Source organism: Paraburkholderia sp. EB58, assembly GCF_050436665.1.
In the GTDB taxonomy this organism is placed as follows: Bacteria; Pseudomonadota; Gammaproteobacteria; order Burkholderiales; family Burkholderiaceae; genus Paraburkholderia.
The window spans coordinates 122,562-139,957 of record NZ_JBNDMQ010000015.1 but is presented as its reverse complement, the minus strand read 5'-3'; the positions used below and the strand labels follow the sequence as shown (position 1 = coordinate 139,957).

General features: G+C 57.5%; 13 protein-coding genes and 2 pseudogenes. 5 read left to right on the top strand and 10 right to left on the bottom strand.

Annotated elements, in window-relative coordinates; all coding sequences use genetic code 11:
- The first annotated feature begins 434 nt into the window (after positions 1–434).
- Complete coding sequence (locus tag P3T40_RS22460; RefSeq protein ID WP_429269925.1) at positions 435–860, top strand: hypothetical protein; 426 nt, start codon at positions 435–437, stop codon at positions 858–860.
- A gap of 176 nt (positions 861–1,036) precedes the next feature.
- Here P3T40_RS22460 and P3T40_RS22455 read toward each other — a convergent pair whose 3' ends face one another.
- Entirely contained in the window at positions 1,037–1,990 is a 954-nt protein-coding gene (locus P3T40_RS22455; protein ID WP_429269924.1) for an H-NS family nucleoid-associated regulatory protein, read from the bottom strand.
- A gap of 204 nt (positions 1,991–2,194) precedes the next feature.
- Here P3T40_RS22455 and P3T40_RS22450 point away from each other — a divergent pair.
- Positions 2,195–2,505: pseudogene (locus P3T40_RS22450) on the top strand (HU family DNA-binding protein); the annotation flags it as partial.
- 572 nt (positions 2,506–3,077) lie between these two features.
- Here the strand turns inward: P3T40_RS22450 and P3T40_RS22445 are convergent.
- Complete coding sequence (locus P3T40_RS22445) at positions 3,078–9,014, bottom strand: DUF3320 domain-containing protein (RefSeq protein WP_429269923.1); 5,937 nt, start codon at positions 9,012–9,014, stop codon at positions 3,078–3,080.
- 459 nt (positions 9,015–9,473) lie between these two features.
- On the opposite strand from P3T40_RS22445, the pseudogene P3T40_RS22440 reads away from it, so the two are divergent.
- Positions 9,474–9,587, top strand: a pseudogene (locus tag P3T40_RS22440) (TetR/AcrR family transcriptional regulator); the annotation flags it as partial.
- A 307-nt stretch (positions 9,588–9,894) separates the two neighbouring features.
- Here the strand turns inward: P3T40_RS22440 and P3T40_RS22435 are convergent.
- A complete protein-coding gene (locus P3T40_RS22435; RefSeq protein ID WP_429269922.1) occupies positions 9,895–11,019 on the bottom strand; it encodes an HNH endonuclease in 1,125 nt (374 codons plus the stop codon).
- 839 nt (positions 11,020–11,858) lie between these two features.
- On the opposite strand from P3T40_RS22435, the gene P3T40_RS22430 reads away from it, so the two are divergent.
- Positions 11,859–12,290 (top strand): NUDIX hydrolase, encoded by a 432-nt coding sequence (locus P3T40_RS22430; RefSeq protein ID WP_429269971.1) that lies wholly within the window; start codon positions 11,859–11,861, stop codon positions 12,288–12,290.
- A gap of 55 nt (positions 12,291–12,345) precedes the next feature.
- The gene (locus P3T40_RS22425; protein ID WP_429269921.1) at positions 12,346–13,023 is read left to right on the top strand and encodes an MgtC/SapB family protein; all 678 of its coding nucleotides are present in this window, start codon (positions 12,346–12,348) and stop codon (positions 13,021–13,023) included.
- A 280-nt stretch (positions 13,024–13,303) separates the two neighbouring features.
- On the opposite strand, the gene P3T40_RS22420 is transcribed toward P3T40_RS22425, so the two are convergent.
- The 7 genes from P3T40_RS22420 to P3T40_RS22390 all read right to left on the bottom strand — a co-directional run bounded on the left by P3T40_RS22420 (position 13,304) and on the right by P3T40_RS22390 (position 17,294).
- Positions 13,304–13,429, bottom strand: a complete 126-nt coding sequence (locus P3T40_RS22420; protein ID WP_429269920.1) for a hypothetical protein — start codon at positions 13,427–13,429, stop codon at positions 13,304–13,306.
- A 152-nt stretch (positions 13,430–13,581) separates the two neighbouring features.
- Positions 13,582–14,181 carry a LysR substrate-binding domain-containing protein gene (locus P3T40_RS22415; RefSeq protein ID WP_429269970.1) on the bottom strand — a complete coding sequence of 200 codons (600 nt, stop codon included), beginning with the start codon at positions 14,179–14,181 and terminating at the stop codon, positions 13,582–13,584.
- A gap of 571 nt (positions 14,182–14,752) precedes the next feature.
- Entirely contained in the window at positions 14,753–15,025 is a 273-nt protein-coding gene (locus P3T40_RS22410) for a hypothetical protein (RefSeq protein WP_429269919.1), read from the bottom strand.
- Positions 15,026–15,057: 32 nt separating this feature from the next.
- Positions 15,058–15,849: a molybdopterin-dependent oxidoreductase gene (locus P3T40_RS22405; RefSeq protein WP_429269918.1), complete on the bottom strand. Its 792-nt coding sequence runs from the start codon at positions 15,847–15,849 to the stop codon at positions 15,058–15,060.
- Between the two features lie 2 nt (positions 15,850–15,851).
- Complete coding sequence (locus P3T40_RS22400; RefSeq protein ID WP_429269917.1) at positions 15,852–16,472, bottom strand: cytochrome b/b6 domain-containing protein; 621 nt, start codon at positions 16,470–16,472, stop codon at positions 15,852–15,854.
- A gap of 2 nt (positions 16,473–16,474) precedes the next feature.
- Positions 16,475–16,663, bottom strand: coding sequence for a hypothetical protein (locus P3T40_RS22395; protein ID WP_429269916.1), 189 nt, complete (start codon positions 16,661–16,663; stop codon positions 16,475–16,477).
- A gap of 16 nt (positions 16,664–16,679) precedes the next feature.
- A complete protein-coding gene (locus P3T40_RS22390; RefSeq protein WP_429269915.1) occupies positions 16,680–17,294 on the bottom strand; it encodes a hypothetical protein in 615 nt (204 codons plus the stop codon).
- Positions 17,295–17,396: the final 102 nt, after the last annotated feature.

Below are 17,396 nucleotides of genomic sequence, written 5' to 3'. Positions count from 1 at the left end.
GAAACTTTTGACACTCCCGCTCGCGGTGCCGGGCCGATGAGTGGCCCTGGTTCGGCACGGTCTGTCAAGAAGCGCACCGCCCCATCGAAGCGATTGTGGCGAAAACACACACCGCATTTTTTGCTCTGAATACTCCGCAAACGATTGCTTATACTTCCTGCACCTCTTTATCCGAGGCGCATCGCATGAGGCAGGAATGGCTTGAATATCTCCAGCGACTTGACTGGAACACTCCGATGATTCTGGCGCTGGCGTCAGGGGCAGTCGGCTCTGTGATAACGCTCGCGTGGATCTCAGCAAGGGATGCCAGGGAGCGTAAGCGTCAGCGACGCGACACTGCACTGGAACTTGCGTTATCGCTGGAAAGCTACGCTCGAAGCTGTCGGACAATGATGCATAAGGCCGCTTGGGCCGCAGCGGAGCCCGCGGGCCCTATGAGCCGCGAAACGAGCAAGCGCGTCTCCATCCCCGCCTGTACCTATCCGGACAAGCTTCAGTGGCACGTCCTGAGCCGCAAAGTTATCTCCGAGTTACGCGAGTACCCGGCAACGGTGCACGCCGCTCGGGAGTATGTGGAGGCGTTCCGAGAATTCGGCGAGCCGATCGACCTCTATGGCCAGGTTGAATACGAATGTGCGAAGGCTGCGATGGCAGCGTTAGCACTTGCTCGGACCACGCGCCAGCGGCACGGAGCCGCGGCGTGGAAGCCGGGCGCCAAAGATTCAGCCATGGAGCGTGAACTGTCCGACTTCATCGCGAACGCTGAAGAAAAGCGCAAGGCGTCGCTCGAGCAGCGAACGGAGTCCACAGTTGGTCGGCGGGCTGACGCGCAATCGTTCAAACAGGCGCTAAGCGCCTGAAATTTAGACGAGACCAGCGGATATCAATCTGTAAGGGACGTCACGACCCACTCCAGTCATCCGTTTCTCCTTGGAACGGCTATTGGCTTAACTCGGCTAGGACTACGACGCGAGCATGAACGCACCATGAAGCGTTGGCGGGCCTCCAAAAAAACGGCGCAGCCTTGTGGTCCCATTTATGCTTTCAATTCCGCCGCTGCTTCCGGCGCCGCTGTGGCTTCGGCGCTCGTCGTAACCGCCTCGACCGCTGGCGTCTTTTTGGCAGCGAGCTTCCTGACAACTGGCTCTTTCACCCTCAAGGTGGCCGACTTTTTCGCGGCGACTTTCTTTCCTGCTGCGAGTGCTTTCTGCGCCGTCGCTTTCTTACTGCTAACAGCCCATTTCGTTACCGTGGCATCGTGGATCGTCACCTTCCCAGCGACAGCGTTCTTTGCAACGTTCTTCTTGGTAGCCGATCTCTTGTCGGCCATCTTCGGCTCGCTCGTCGTCGCTGGCGCTGCGAAAACAGCGGCCGGCGCATCAATCAAAAACTTCGAGCGATTCTTAGCACCAGCAATCCACGCCGGCGCGCGACCACGGCCGCTCCATGTTGCGCCCGTCTTGGGGTCAAGATACTTTGCGGCCAGGAAACCTTTCGACTCGCTTTTGGCTGTAGTTGCTTTGACAACCTTCGACGCCTTCTTGCTGACAGTTTTTGCGTTGCTCGCTGGCTCTGTCGTCGCAACATTCGCTTCAACGGCTTCCGAAATCAGGAACTTATTCCGGTCTTTGGCTTCAGCGATCCAGACCGGTGCACGTCCTCGCCCGCTCCACGTTGCGCCTGATTTCGGATGCCGGTACATCGCCGGCTGCGGCCCGCGGACATATTTGCCCGCAGCCTTCGTCTTGCTAGCAGATGCCACATTCGCGGCCACCGCACGTCCATCGACCAAGAATTTATCGCGATTTTTCGCGCTCGCAATCCAGGCGGGTGCTCGGCCGTGTCCGGACCACGTCGCGCCCGTCTTGGGGTCGCGATATCTGGCAGCAGACGTAACCGGCTTGGCCGATTTCCCCGCGGATTTCTTAGCCCGCCGCTTGCCACCACCATGCGCATCAACGTCGGCAATCGTCAGACCATGCGTTGACATCAACTCTCGAATTTTCTCGATGACGGCTGACGACTGTTTCGCAATTAGCGCCTCAGCCTGCTGTTCAAGCTTTCTAATTTTAATTGTAAGGATTCCAGAGTTGCCACTTTTATCTCTCCCGTCGAATTGCTCGCACTATGCCACGTGGGCGCCTCAATGACCATCTTCGTGGTTAGCCCGTAACCATGCAAGTTGAATCTGGAGCCTATCAAGGATTCGTTCACGAAGGCTTCGCTCTTCACCCATCTTGCGGAGCGCGCCGGCGTCGAGCCGAAAGCTGCGAAGGCATTGATGGCCGCACTGGAAGAAACATTGCTCGCGTTGGTCCACAAAAAAGTGCGAAGGAGTTCACGCTGCTAGGTCTGCTGAAGGTTGTAGCTCAGTACGTGCCGGCAAAGAAGAAGCGCTTCGGCAAGGACCCGTTCACGGGTGAGGAAAAATGGTTTGCCGCAAAACCCGCTTCGGTGCGTTTGAAAGTGCGTCCGCTGAAGAAGCTGAAGGACGCAGCTCTCTAAAACGAGCCGCTGGAAACGAAGCGCCCCTCGGGACGAGAGTCTGAGGGGCTTTTTTGCATTTATGCCTAGGGTGCACGGGCCTTTTACGTTGGCGCATTCGGCTCGCGAATACTGAACCGACTGCAATAGCTGGGTCATGGCGTGCATGGGAACAGCCCGAAGGCGACGCTTCGCTATCGTTCACCATGCTCACGGTGAACGCTGATTAACACTGGCGACTCTACTCTAAATACTGTGCATTTAAACAGCATTCTGTGCGCAATTTCCCAGCGGGGAACTGATACTTTTAGCTTTGGGCTGACGATGGATTCGTGCGTTCGGAAGGATGCGCATCCGAAACCAGAGGTGGCCGGCGCCGCCTCCGTCTCAACGTGTGCGATTAAGCGATAGAGCATCTGAAGTCCAGTAATTTCCTCAAGATCCACCCTATAGTGCCGTTATGGATATGCTAATGCCCCGGTGACGTGAGCGCTTGTCGTTCCTTGCCGAACGCTGACTGACGCGATCGGCGTTAAGTCGAGCCACTCCTGGGACCGGGCCGCGCACGACCAAGGAGACTGCCCGGTGCAGGATCAGCGAAGTCGTAGCAGGCTCCCGCTCGTTGCGACGCGCCCGTTTTCGACGAGACGCGATATCGCAAGCCCAACCCTTGCTTCTGCATCTGCAGGCGTGCGTGCCATACCAATTAGTCGGCACACAGACTTGGCAACGTCTGTGTTCGGCGCACTGCCCATCTGCCCGAGGACGTGCAGCACTCCATTCGCCAGTTCCTCCAGACAAACATCATCGACCTTCCTGCGAGAAGCCTCTTCAGTCGACGCCTCGCGAAATACCGTCCATTCGGCAGGATTCAAGTTCGATGGCCAGTAGAAAGTCGCATCGCCCTCCGTCGTTCTGCCTAGCTCACGAGGCGTCAGGATTCGAAGTCGGTTAACAATACGAGTGCCGGTGCGCTCTAGCCCCCACGCTCTCGCAATCCTGCGATGCAGGACGCTTTCGTGGATTGGCCCTTCACCCTCGATCACCTCGATCAACTGTTCAGTCAATTTGCGGCCATGGACCAGCTCGTAAAAGTCGTCCGGTTTGCCTCCTGCCGGAGTAACCGCCTGGTATTCACGCAGAGCCGAACTGTCATCGGGCCGCACCTCGGGCACAGCGACGTTGTCTGGAGCGGGCTCAGTCGCAACCTCGGATTCCGTCACCTCTGCGGGATGCACTTCTACGGACAAGCGCTCGTCTGGATCTGTCTCCAACTCCTTATCCAAGCGCGCGAGTAGTTTCTGCACCTCAATTCCTTGGTTCAGCCACCAGTCGGTCGACCAAATTCGATGAAGGCGCCATCCGAGACCTTCAAGCACCACCTGCCGCAGGCGGTCGCGATCGCGCGCCGTCGCCCCGGAGTGATAGGCCCGACCGTCGCATTCAATGCCGACTAGGTACCGCCCTGGGGCCCGAGGATCAACAATGCCCATATCTATGCGATAGCCCGAGCATCCGACCTGGGGGTGCACGACCCAATTATGGTTGCGGAGCACCTTGATGACCTGCGTTTCAAAGGGACTATCGGGCTCCATTCCTGTAGGCAGTGACTGCTCCAGCAACGCACGAGGGCCCTTCACGGCAAACTCGAGATAATGCTTGAGGTCACGCACGCCAGCCGCTCTCACACGAGACAGATCGATCTGCTCCGGCTGCAGCGTGCTGAAAATGACAACCCTTTCGCGCGCTCTCGAGATAGCCACGTTGAGCCGACGCTGCCCACCCTCACTGTTAAGCGGGCCAAAATTCATGGTTATTTTGGCCGCGGCGTCCGGCCCATACGTGATGGAAAAGAAAATGACATCGCGTTCATCCCCTTGTACATTCTCCAGGTTCTTTATGAACAGTGGCTCTCGCGATTGCGCCGAGATAGCTTTGTCGAGCTGGGCGCTGCTTCGACGGCGGGCATCCAGCAGCGACTCGATCAAGGCCTGCTGCGGTTGGTTGAAGGTCACCACGCCCAAGGTCAGATGCTGCGAGTTCGTCTCCGAATAGTGCTGCTCGATGCCACGCACAATCGCCTCAGCCTCCGCCCGGTTTGTGCGGCTGCCGCCTCGGTCATATACCCCCGCCACTCGCTCGAGTCGTACCGCCACGTCATCAGTCACCGGAGACGGAAACGTAATAAGCTGCGAGTCGTAGTATGTGACATTGCTGAAGGTGATCAGGCTTTCATGCCGGCTGCGGTAATGCCACTGGAGTCGCTGACGATTCATCCCAGCGCCCATACATTCGTCCAGAATGCTCTCAAGGTCCTCAACTTGCGCGTCATCGCCGGCACCGTCGTCTGCTTCGGTCGACTTGCTGAAGAAACTCGTGGGCGGCAATTGCTTCGTGTCTCCGACAACGACCAATTGCTTGCCACGCGCGATTGCGCCCACTGCATCCCAGACTGGAATTTGGGAAGCTTCATCAAAGACCACAACATCGAACTGTGCATGGCCCGCGTCGAGATACTGCGCTACTGAGAGCGGAGACATCAGGAGGCAAGGCTTCAGCTTGGGCAGGAGGCTCGGCAGGCCGTGCATAAGCTGCCGCACTGGAGTATGACGGGTCTTCTTTTGCAGTTCCCTGCGTAGCAGCCCCAATTCGCTGTCACTGCCAACGACCATGCCCTTAGCCTCTGGCACCTTGCCAGCAAGCATTGCGGCGACATATTGCGCAGTCAGACGTTGGAACTGTTCGTCGGCTTGACGGAATTCACGAATCTTGCGCTCATGATCAGCGCTGGAGAATGTGCGGAGAATAAGGTCTTTGTCGATAATCTTCTTCACCCACCAGCTCTGATAGCTGAATTCGAAGTTCTCCTCGACGCGATCTAGCGGCACTCGTCCGTCTTCCAACGACGTCACCAATCCCTGCAGCCCGAGATTAATTGCTTGCTCACGGACTTGGCGCCACAAACACCAAGACATAAATTGACTCTTGGCGCGATGCCATTCGGCAATAGCGCCCAACATGCGCTCGAGCGCGCCGCCGGCATCAACGGGGCCTTGCAGAGGTGTTGTTGGGTCAGCGAGTGCTTCCAGCGCCGCAAGCTTCGCACGCAGGTCGCGCCAACCGTCACGATAGGCCAGCAACGACTTGCTCAACGTGGTTCCCGGTTGAAGCAAAACGCGGTTGTCAACTACCAGACTATGGAAACGGGCCCGCAACTGTGCGGCCGTGGCGGTGTCATCCGCGATCAAAGTCACAGTGTCCGAGAAACGTTGGGCCCACTGCTCGTGGCGTAGCACCTGGTCCCAGTCAGTCTGTAGGCCACTGAAAGAGCCCTGTAGCAGGCGCTGTGCATCGCTCTTTAATGCCTGAAGCTGTTCATCCTCGACATTGACGTTTGCAAGATGGGGCAACATGGCCGTGACAGCCTCGTCGGTCGGACGTTTGCCATCGGCGCGGTAACTTGCCAGTCTTCCTCGAATGGCCCGCTTGTTCAGCATCGATTTTGGCCACCATGTATTTGAGGCTTGGGCCCACTCGTCTTTGACAGGTTTGACGCTAAGTTCCGCGAGCTGGTCTGTCCAGCCTGTCTCCAGCTTGCTCCAGTGTTCGTTACGGGCTTTGCCGTGACCGGCCAGCACTTGAAGCTGCGCCCTGACGTTGGCGTCATGCGCTTGGGCGGCCACACCCTGAGGAACTTGCGGGGCGCCGAGTAAGATGTCTGCGAGGCGGTCGACCTTCTCGTAACCTTCCAGACTCAATCCAGCTGTCGCGATCTCCAAGCTGCTCTCTATCGCAGATGCGCTGACCTTGAATATCTGCACAGCTCGTTCGAGCGATTGGGCCGCCGCGAGCATCTCGTCTTGCCAGGTAGGACTCCAATCAGTCCTGCCAATCTGCGCTAACGGGTGACCATGGAGCACCACGAGCGAGCCGGAAAGGGTCGCCATCCGTCTTACAGTTTCGCGCAGGCTTTCGAGCTCTTTATATTCGTGCACCAACGCGTCTGCCCAAGGCATTGGCGAGGCATCCCAACCTGAATGCGCAATGCAGGTGCCGACAGCATCGTAGACTGATAGCCCGTTTGGATGCACACGATGCAACGCATCTACCAGACCGTTTAGATCTTGGCGAAGCTGTCCCAGGCGTTCCGCTTCGCGGATCCAGTCTTCGCCAGTGCGTTTGCCGCTGAGGTCTAAGGCCTTACCGAGCTGCTGCAGAACTTCCGACTTGCGCGCTTTGGATGAGTGAAGCTCAAGACAAAACGGTCCCAGGCCGACAGCCTCCAGTCGACGATGCACAACTTCCAGGGCAGCCATCTTCTCGGACACAAAAAGTACCGTCTTGCCCTTGGCCAACAGGTGAGCGATAAGGTTCGTGATGGTTTGACTTTTACCGGTCCCTGGCGGGCCTTCGAGCACCAGATCGCGCCCAGAATCGATGACGCAGATGGCTTTCAACTGCGATGAATCAGCAAGCATCGGCGTGAAGAGGTCCTGCGGCTTGTGCGTCTCATCGAGTCGTTCGAAGCGCTCGTCGGTCTCCTCCTTTTCGAATGCCCGACCGGGATTGTCGATGAGGTGCTTAACTACCCGATTCGCTTTCAGTTGCTCGGTTCGATCCTGGAGGTCCTTCCACATCAAGTACTTCGTAAACGAGAAAATACCCAAGTGCGCCTGCTCGAGTACTTCCCACTTGGGGATCTCTCGTACGGCCAGGCGGAATGCCTGCAACACCCTCCCCACGTCCACGCCCTTTTCATCCATGGGTAAGACATCTAACCCAGGAATGCGCAACTCAAAGCTATTGCGCAACATCTGCAGCAAGGTTGGATTGATGATCGTCTCATCGTCGTGCCGACAGACCCTAAAGCCACTTCGTACCGACTGGCGCTGCAGCGAGACGGGTACAAGTATGATGGGTGCCTGATGCGCAGTCTCCGCGGTTTCGGTCTCCGTCCATCGGAGCATGCCCAAGGCAAGGTAAAGCGTATTGGCACCGCCCTCCTCCAGACCTGTCCGCGCAGCGCTAAAGATGGTCAGCAGATTGCCATCCAACGCCTCCTGTGGCATGCGTGCAATCAGTTCCTTATTGTCCAGTGCAGTGAGCGCCATGTCGTCAAGCGGTACGCGCCCGCTACGCCCGGTGTGCACTTCGGCCATCCTCGGATCGTTACCTTCCATCAAATTCGGCATGGGGCGAACGCGGAACTCGCCGCCTTCGGCAATCGCATCCTCGAGCTTGCTCAGGTCCGGGGCAACCAAGGCCAAGGTGGACTTGGTCGTCTTGAAGTTGAGCAATCGATTGCGCAATGTCAAGTCCAGCAATCGGGACTTCCATTTTGACAATCGGCCTTCCGGTGTCTCATCGGCGCCGGAATCGAGCGGCGTCAAAAATTCCGGGTCGAGAGGTGGAAGCTGCGGGGTCGGCTCAATTGCCACAGGCGAGTCGATATCGTCGACTTCAGAGCGCTTGATGCTTGCCACCCTGGATGGCAATGGCCTGATTTGTAGTTCACGGGCCCGATGAATATCTACTGCGTAGCGGAATTTGCCTTCCTCCAGCAGATGGGCTGCGCCCTGTTCAAGCGCGATACGTAGAGAGGGGCGACGGCTCGAATGTTGCGCGATTCCCGTAGTCTCGAATGCCAGAAATTCGCCGCTATCGACGCGCTTGCGCACGGCCTGGACATCATCGGTAAGTGGATCTGGAAAGCAGGCCTGGTGGAGCCATACGCCTATCCATGCGTGACCATCCTTCATCAAAACGACGGGCCGCAATCCAGCCTGCTCCATACAGGACGAGAAAAGCATTGCCAGATCCAGGCAGGTGGCCACCCGGCCCTCTAGAATGCGATCCGGCGTTCGGATTTTCTGGCCATCTACGCCGAAGGACGCTGGAGGCTCGGCATACTGCAGGTTCTCTGCAGCCAAGGTGCTGTAGATTGCAGAAACCTGCTTCCACACCGCATCCCGGCTCTTCGACTGGTAGCCGTTCATCGACAGGTCACTGTACTGCTCCCGGAGCAATTTCGACGCTTTGCCAATGAGAATGTCGACGGCGGGGTTGTTCGGCATCGAGAAGGTCGCAAGCAGCTCCAGCATGGCGTGCGTACCTGCCCATTGATCATAGGCCAGTACCTCGATGGGATGGACCACCCGAGCAAGTTCTTTGCCACCCGCTTGCGCGACGACCGTGACCGATGCAGTTACCGCTTCCTGGAGATCTGCCAGGTAGCCGTGGTCGGCGGCCAGGTCCAGAGGCGAAACGCGCCTGCTTTCATCTGGAGCGAGCTTCGAAAAATGAAGCTTCATGCCTTGAGCGAAACGCGGGTTGCAGCTGACCAGAATTTCCACATCTTCAAGAGGTGTCTTGAATCGGCTGGTCACACGCAGCGCACGGACTACTGGGACCGAATTCTGGATAGAGGCATAGCCCAACGTCGGGTCGGCTTCAATCTCTAGAAGGAGCGCGTCGCGTGGTTCCACCTCGGCGGCGCCCTCTCTCTGGTCCAATACTATTTGGCTGTCCATGTTTCCCCTACTTCAGTGGTCTTTTCTTCGCAGGCGTGCGCGTTTTTAGATCTGAAGGATACGCGATCGGCAGCAAAGCGGGGAATGTTCAACGAAGCTTGGTGCAGTTATGTGCACGGGCAAATGTAAAGACCTGGGCCCATGCCGGAAGCAGTTCTACTCCACGGGCGGCGGACTTGCCCTTGTCAATGGATCAAGGAGCATCGGCAGGACGTGCTCCGTTACGCGGCACCGCTACGACGGACTAATCTGCAGCCAGACGTTCGCGCGGTCTGGCCATCCGATATCGATTGAGTCGACAGTCGTCTCGGATTTGTAGCCAAAGATTGTTCGATCGTCGATGGCGGTCGCCCACGGCTGAGGTCTCAGGCGAACGCCGGCTGGTGCTTGACGCTCGGACGGTCCTGCATTCTCGTGTGTCAAGCCAGAAGGGCTTCGCACTCCGCAGGCACGGGCAGCCCCGAGGATAGCGAACGGCGTGCTCGCGCCATCTTCGCCGCCGTCGCGGGTGCTCAGCTCATCGCCAGGAGTCGCCCGGATATTTCTCTCTATGATGGGTTAATTGAAAGCTAGCGCGTTGCTGGTCTTCTGCCGGCATAGCAGTATTGAGAGAGTCTTGGGGTTGGTTCAATCTGGAGGTTTGTTCTATCGGTCTATGCGGACTCACGTACCGGCAAAGTACGAACGATCGCTTTTTCGAAGGAACGGACCTGCGAACGTCGGATCGAGCGTCACCCTCAATGCCTCTTCATGGCCGACCTGTGCCCGACGCGGTCGACTCTGGTCGACCCGAAGCAGCCAGTTGACCGGTGTAAAAGCGGACGTTCTCGGACGGGCAACCCAACGATTTCGCAATGACGTATCGAACGCTCCGACAGAGCTAAATTGATAGACGGAATTGTTCAATTTTCTTTTCAACCATCTCCTCAGGCACTCTGCCGTCCTCCTTGGCGCTCAACATTGACTCAACTTCCACGTCGTTAAACACGAGGATCATCTTCTCATGAATTAGCCATTGTTCTCGTAGTGTATGGGCGCATCCCGCGGCGTCGCCACCGTTACGCGAGAAGATCATTCCAACAAGACCAGCTCCCTGCGGCTTAAGGTAATTGGCTACTTGCAGGATTTCGGTTTTCCCTATTTTACGGCTGTAATTTTTCGCATCCACGACCAGATAGTCGGCCATGTATCGATTTCGCAAAAATGACCAAAAACCTGATTCCGCGTAGTTGGGTATGATGAAATCGCGTCTATTCGTCTTCGTGCCGTCGGCGTGCTCAGATAGAGGCTTCGTGAGGGTTGGACAGAACAAGTATTCGAGGATGTTTCCAACAAGACTTTGATAGAGGCTCCAGTCCTGCTTGCCGGGTTGGCAGGCCTTCAATGAAGCGCTCAGCTCACTTGCGCGCGTTGTCGCAGAACCTCGTCGCGCCCTCATTAGAAGAATGTTTTTGAAGTAGCCAATAGGCGCATCTTCCAACTGCTTCGCGAAAGTTTTTGCCAGGAAATCTAGGTCCCATAATTCAACTCCCTCACCCTTTAACGCTTGCGCCTCGCTTTCGCTCAGTGTTGCTGGAATTGCAAAAACAGGCTGGCATTCGCCGTAGGCTTCTTTGTATTTTTTAAGCTGGTTGACTACGTCGTTGATCCTATCGAACGAAACAAAACGTGAAGATTTGCATTCGATTAGGAGCCTCGTACGCTTCAAATTTCGCACGCGAGTGGCAACGATGTCGGCTATATAGCGTTCCTCTTGGCCAAATATAGATTCCTGAACAATATCGGTATATCCGGGAGTCTTCCCCATCAGATAAACAACGAGCGCAGTGAACTCTATCTCGGTCGGCCGCATGTTCATGACAGCGTTGCAGTTGCCACACACTAAGACAACGCTATTCTTAGCGGTTTTTCCCGTAAGGAATTTTGGGAATATATGTTCGCGCACCATACTGGAAGTCGGGAACGAAAATCCGCACACTGAGCAAACAGAGGTGTTTTCCGACAATTTGCGTCTCCATGGATTCAAGCGGTCCGGTTACGCCTCTAGCAGCGCTGGCCGCCCAGATTGTCGCGGATTAAGAAGCTTTGGTCGAGCGGCCGAAACTGGCTCGATCACTGCCTCATGCAAACGGCATGGATTGCCCGAATCGCACGCGGCTGCGATCGGCAGCACGCGACCCAACTCGGCCGTAGAGCGGCCGCGGTCGAACGCCTCATCCACCTTCGAAACCGGACATTGGTTTACCCGTTCGCTGAATCTCGGCCTGACCGTGCCAGACGCCCGGCCTTACTTATCGTCGCTGTCGGAACCTCGTTTTGACTTGCTGGGCCTCTCCTTTGGGGCGAGTCGGTGGTAACCCGACTCGATAGCTTGTCCGACCCGAGCGGCGATCTCCCGTAGTTCAGCCCGCATGTACCATGGCCACCATGTCAGGTGGTAGAACCAAAGGCATATGCTGCGGGGACCGCGAAGCCACTGGCGCGGGATGCCATCGGTGGGCAATTCAGCCAGAGAGCGGTAGCCTATCGAAGCGGCACCGAGAGTGAGCCAGATGAGGGTAAGGATGAGAGTCGGCAGGGACACCAGGCATGCCGCCACGCACAAGACAAGCGGCAAGCAGATCTCGAATGACGAGCGGGTTTTCATCGAATATTCTCCCCGTCACAATAACGTCGAGGGCAGATGGCCGGCTGGTTTTCCTGACGGGCGAAGGCGGTGTCAGGGTTCTTTATCAGCAAGCTCATTCCCGAATCGAGCGAGTGCGGTACCCGTCCAACCCCGTATCGAACGGAAGCCGCGATTCAACCATTAAAAGATAGCACCGGAAGGAAGTTTGGGTGACGATGAAAGAAAGAGCGACCATCGTGTGCAGGCAGCACGACAAAATACTCCTCGTGACTCGCGGACGGTCGCGCTGGTCGCTACCGGGCGGCACAATCCGGCGCTCCGAGTCACCGATAGAGGCGGCAAGACGAGAGCTGACTGAGGAAACAGCCCTTGGTGTCGACGACTTCATGTTTCTGTTTGAATTTGGCGGATTGACGAAGCGGCATCACGTGTTCCTGGTGGACCTGCCGCATCACCTGACACCCGCTGCGAGCAATGAGATCTCGCGGTGCCGCTGGATTCGCCCATCTCAGGTATCTAACGTCGTCACAAGCGTGCCGACCAGAGAAATTGTCCGGCTGCTGATTAGTCACAAAAATGTCACAATAGTGCTCCCCGCCGTCGACCTTGACACTGAAACTGCGGCTAGCGTGCAAACGACCGTCTAGCCGCTCGTGCCAAAACGGTAATACGGTATGAACGCACGCTATCTGGACTTTCAGTGTGATAGGTAATCTCGAAATCTTGTCCCGTCTTCTCATGGCGGCGCTGCTCGGAAGCGTCATTGGCTTTGAGCGCGAGCGACTGAACTGGGCCGCTGGTTTGCGTACGCACATGCTGGTGTGTGTCGGCGCGTCACTGATGATGATGGTGTCCGCGTTCGGCTTCGCAGACGCGTTGACCCAGAAAAACGTTGTGCTGGACCCGTCGCGCGTTGCCGCCCAGGTGGTGTCGGGGATTGGTTTTCTTGGCGCCGGGTCGATTCTTCTCCGCGGAGAGGTTGTCCGGGGTCTTACAACGGCCGCCAGCCTCTGGTCAGTAGCGGGAATCGGGCTGGCCGTTGGCGGAGGGATGTACACCGCGGCCTTTGGTGCCACGATCATCATTCTCGTTATTCTCGCCGGGGTTAAGCCGCTTGAGCGGCGCTTTATCTCGGTCAAACAACAGCGCAACATACAACTGCTGGCGGAACGGGGAAGCGTTTCACTGGACAGTTTGCATCGCGCGCTGGGCATAGGGAGCATTCGGGTCAAACAGTTCATTGTTCAACAGTCTGAGGATGACCCTGAGCTTGACGACGTCCAGATTGCGCTGTCTCGCGCATCTTCAAACGAGTTTGCAGCCATCTGTGCACGGCTTGGCGCGATGACAGGCGTTCGCGAGTGTCGCCAGGAAAAGTAACAGCGGAACGGCTCATGATGCGAACGTATGAATATCACGGCTCCACTCTTCAGGTAGCTGTTGAGTCAGGCTTCAACTTTCTACCAATCAAGCAGCCGAAGGCCCGTCCTGGGTACGTCGCTGTCGTCCGGGTTTTCCAGGCCGGCAATGCGGTTGCGATCTTTTCTCCGCTTAGATTTGGTGAGGCTGGGGGCCGCCCATTCGATACCGAGGTCGACGCGCTCATGGGCGGCTATAGTGCGGCACGCAGAATCGTTGACGACCTCTTCGGGCAAGAGACTCACTGATCTCGCACGACCTGTTTTCCCTTGCCGATAGCATCGCCGATTGACAAGGGAGCACGTTGGTTCGACAGATACGTCAAGGGCTGCTTATAAACGGTCACCAGCCATTTGCCGTTCGGCATTGACGGACTCCTTGTGGCCGGACTTTGCCTTATGAACCGACTCCTCCCGCCCTCGAGCGACAGACGCTGCCCGATGCCGGAACGACAAATTCCGCGAGCGCTTTCCGCCATCGCGCTCGGGCCGCCCTCGACCGCATGCGCCTCGGCGGATTTTAGCCGTGCCTGCTGGCAGCAGCTCCAAAGCGTTCCATGACGAATTCGACGAAGCTCCGTAGCTTCGACGACATCTGGCGATCGCGTAAATAGAGCAGATTGAGTGGCCGGATGGGCGGTGTGTAATCAGGCAATACGTGAACCATGCGGCGTGCCTCTATGTCGGCATCGACCAGAACGGCGGGTAGCAACGCGACTCCCATGCCAGCGAGAACCGCCCTGCGCAACGCCTCCGCACTGTCGACCCTCAGGCGGCCGCCAACAGGAACGCTTACTTTTCCACCTGGGCCCGATAACGTCCATTCGGGCTCCGCCGCGCGCAACTCGGAATGCGGTGGATAAGCATAAGTTAGACATTGGTGAGAGCGAAGCTCCTCCGGCGTCGCCGGTATCCCATGCGCGTCGAAATACGTGGGCGACGCGCAAAGGACGAGGCGATACGGTTCCAACGGCCGCGCAACGAAATCAGCGTCGCGCGGATTGCCGAGGCGGATTGCCGCGTCGAATCGGTCCTCCATCAGGTCTGACACGGTATCGGCGGCCACAACGTCCAGCTGAACCTCGGGATAGCGCGCGCAGAAGTCTGCGAGCGACGGAATGAAGGAGATCGCCGCTCTTGACGAGTCTATAACTCAACGGGGCGAGTGCGCACACGTTAGGGCTTACTTGTCGACTGCGTTCGCCATCGAGATGTGCAATACGGTCTGCATCAGCCTCTCCATGGCGGAGACAACTGGTTGGTCCCGGACGGTCCATACCAAGGTTGCAGAGCAGCGTCACGTGAAAACCACGTCAACCCACCAGACAACGGACAACCGGTGCTTCCAAATAACGGATTTGCACGGTTGCGCGACCGTTCACGAATCCGACGTGGGCGCATGCATGCTCCAGCCGCTAGGACCTGCGCATGCGGTGAGCCAGACATTAACGAGTCCATGCTTGCCTGCACGGCTGCGCGATTGGACATACGGTCGAAATGCGGCTTCGTGAAGACGCCAGAACGCCCGCGAATCAAGTCACGAACCGGGAGGAGATCCGAACAGTCCGCCGCGTCTGCATGCCGTGAAAACCGCGCGTGTTGACCTAACCCGCTGACGGGGGAACAAGTGGTCGTCAGAGGCGCGCGACTGCAAGGACACGATACCGGTTCATTCCACGCGAACGCGCGCCCTATTCTACGGTGCGTCTGGCAGCGGGGCTGCTGTCCACGACCGAATGGCGGTTGGCGCGCGCATCGACGAGCGCATGATGCCGGCCGCGATGCTTCCGGTAATAGTCCTCCATGTGGCCGGGGTCGAGCAGTTGGCCTACGTGGTGCGCCTGCCATTCAGCGGGCGGCCCATCAAGCAGATCACACAGCAATTCCCAATCACCGCCGTAATCGAAGCACAGCACGCGCTCCGGCTCCCGTGTGAACTGATCGAGCGACGCGAGCAGCGCCACACTGAATCCGCCAACAGTGCGCGGAGAGCCGTTCAGGAGCCTCCGAACCAGTTGTAGCCCTGATTCTCCCAGTACCCACCGGGGTATTCGTTCGTCACAGTGATCGCCACGATATGCTTGGGATTCTTGTAGCCGAGCTTGGTCGGGATGCGCAGCTTCATTGGGAAGCCGTATTTCGGCGGTAGCACCTGGCCGTCGTAGGTCAGCGTAAGCAGCGTCTGTGCATGCAGTGCAGTGGGCATGTCGATACTGGTCCAGTAGTTGTCCGCGCACTGTAGCGACACGTACTTGGCTGTGATGTCCGCGCCCGACTGCTTCAGGAACCTGGAGAAGCGCACGCCGCCCCAGCGGCCGATCGCACTCCATCCCTCGATGCAGATATGACGCGTGATCTGGCTTTCCTGTGGCATGGCGTGCAGTTCGTCGAGTGTCCAGATCCCTTTGCCATGCGTGAGGCCGCCCACATGGAGCCGGTAGACAGCGGCGTCGACCTCAGGCACGTCGTCAACGTCGTAAAACGCGTTGAAGGGAAATGGCCGCGTGATCATCGACTCCGGATAGGTCGGTGCCATCTCGTTCGGATTGAACAGCAGAGCTTGCACGTGGTCGTTGAACGACGACATTCTGCGCAGCATGGTGTTCACGGATTTGTCATTGGACAAATTGCAGCCGGACAACATCCCTATGCCGCCGAGCGTGAGAATCCGCTTGCCAAGCAATCGGCGCGCGGGATTTTTCAGTTCGTGTCGCGCATCCTTGATGATGGATTCGGCGTGAGACGAAAGAAACGTATCAGGATTTTGAGCCTTCTTTCGAAAGGTCATGATTACAGCCCACGAATCATCAAAAGCAGCGAGCGCGGCACAAGCGCGACCATGACGACGTGCACGACGAAGAATGCAACCAGCACGTTCATTGCAAAAAAATGCACGATGCGCGCGTTGTCGTATCCACCCATCAGCGTGCGCAGCAGCGGGAACTGCACCGACTTCCATATCGTTAGTCCCGACAGGATGACGACCGCGATATCGACGATGACGACCAGATAGGCGAATTTCTGAACCGCGTTGTAGCATGAGGTGTCTTCATGCCCAAGCGTGCCGCGCAGCGCGGCGACGAGATCGTTTGCAAGTGACTTGAAACTGACCGGCAGCAGTTTTCGGCGCAGGCGTCCCGAGGCCAAGTTCACCCCAATATAGACGAGAAAGTTCGCGACCAGCATCCACATGACCGCGAAATGCCATTGCAACGCCCCGCCGAGCCAGCCGCCCAAGGTGACCGTGGAAGGAAATCGCAAGACTGGAAAGAGCGGCGAGGCGTCGTAGACCTGCCAGCCGCTCATCACCATCAGAACGACGGCGAGCGCGTTTATCCAGTGTGTAATGCGGACCCAGACGGGTTGAATCGTTCCGTGCTTCAAAGCGATCTCGTGATTGATGCGGGTCATATTCAAACAGGAAAACCGTCAATAGCGATTAGGATTGTTGAATGGATGGAAAAGAAGATCGCAGCGTGGGCCACATAGGGCGTCTTGTAGCCGCCGTGGTAGTCATCTCTCATCGCCAACACGATATAGGCCGGCCCTGTGGCCGACAGCGCCTGCGGCCAATGACGCATGTCGCCGCCACGAGCGGCCACAGTCCGGCACCATGCGTTAAAACTTCGGCGCCACGCCGTCCTTTTCGACGAACAGTACGTGCGCGTCATAAACGCCGCTCGCACCGGGTGTCACAACGAGGAACACGCTCTTTCCTGCCCTCAGATCCGCTCTGCTCGCCGGAATCGGCGTCACGACCGGCACGCTTTCCGGCACCGTCACCGTGCTGGATCCGCCCTTGTACGACAGATTCAGTTCACGTCCGCTGGTGCCGGTAACGACCGACACCACATTTGCATTCGTCATCGTGCTGTTGGCACCGAAGTCATAGGGGAAATGCCCTTCGGCCGTACCGCGTGCCGCTTCAGGAAAAACAATCATCGAAGTGGCCGTCAATTTCCCATCGCTGCCCGCGAGCGCTGGCGTCCCCACGTACGAACCGACCTTGGCGTCGGAAAGCTTGGCGGCCTTGAGAGCCGACACCCCGACGTCCGGCTTGACATCGACCGACACGGTGTCGCCGCTGTTCCGGTGTACGGTCAGAATTTCGCCTTTGAACGACACGATATCGCCGCGAATTCGTTCCGGTTTGACGTCGGGCGTTTGCGCAAATGACACGCTCGAAAACGCAACGGCAGCGAATAGAACACCTAATTTGTAATAAGTCGACACGAGTTACTCCATCTACATAAACGCGGTTGAATCGGGACGCCAGACGCCGTCTGGACGCCACGTTGGCCGGAGACAGGCCTCCGGCGTCAGGATTTGTGCGTT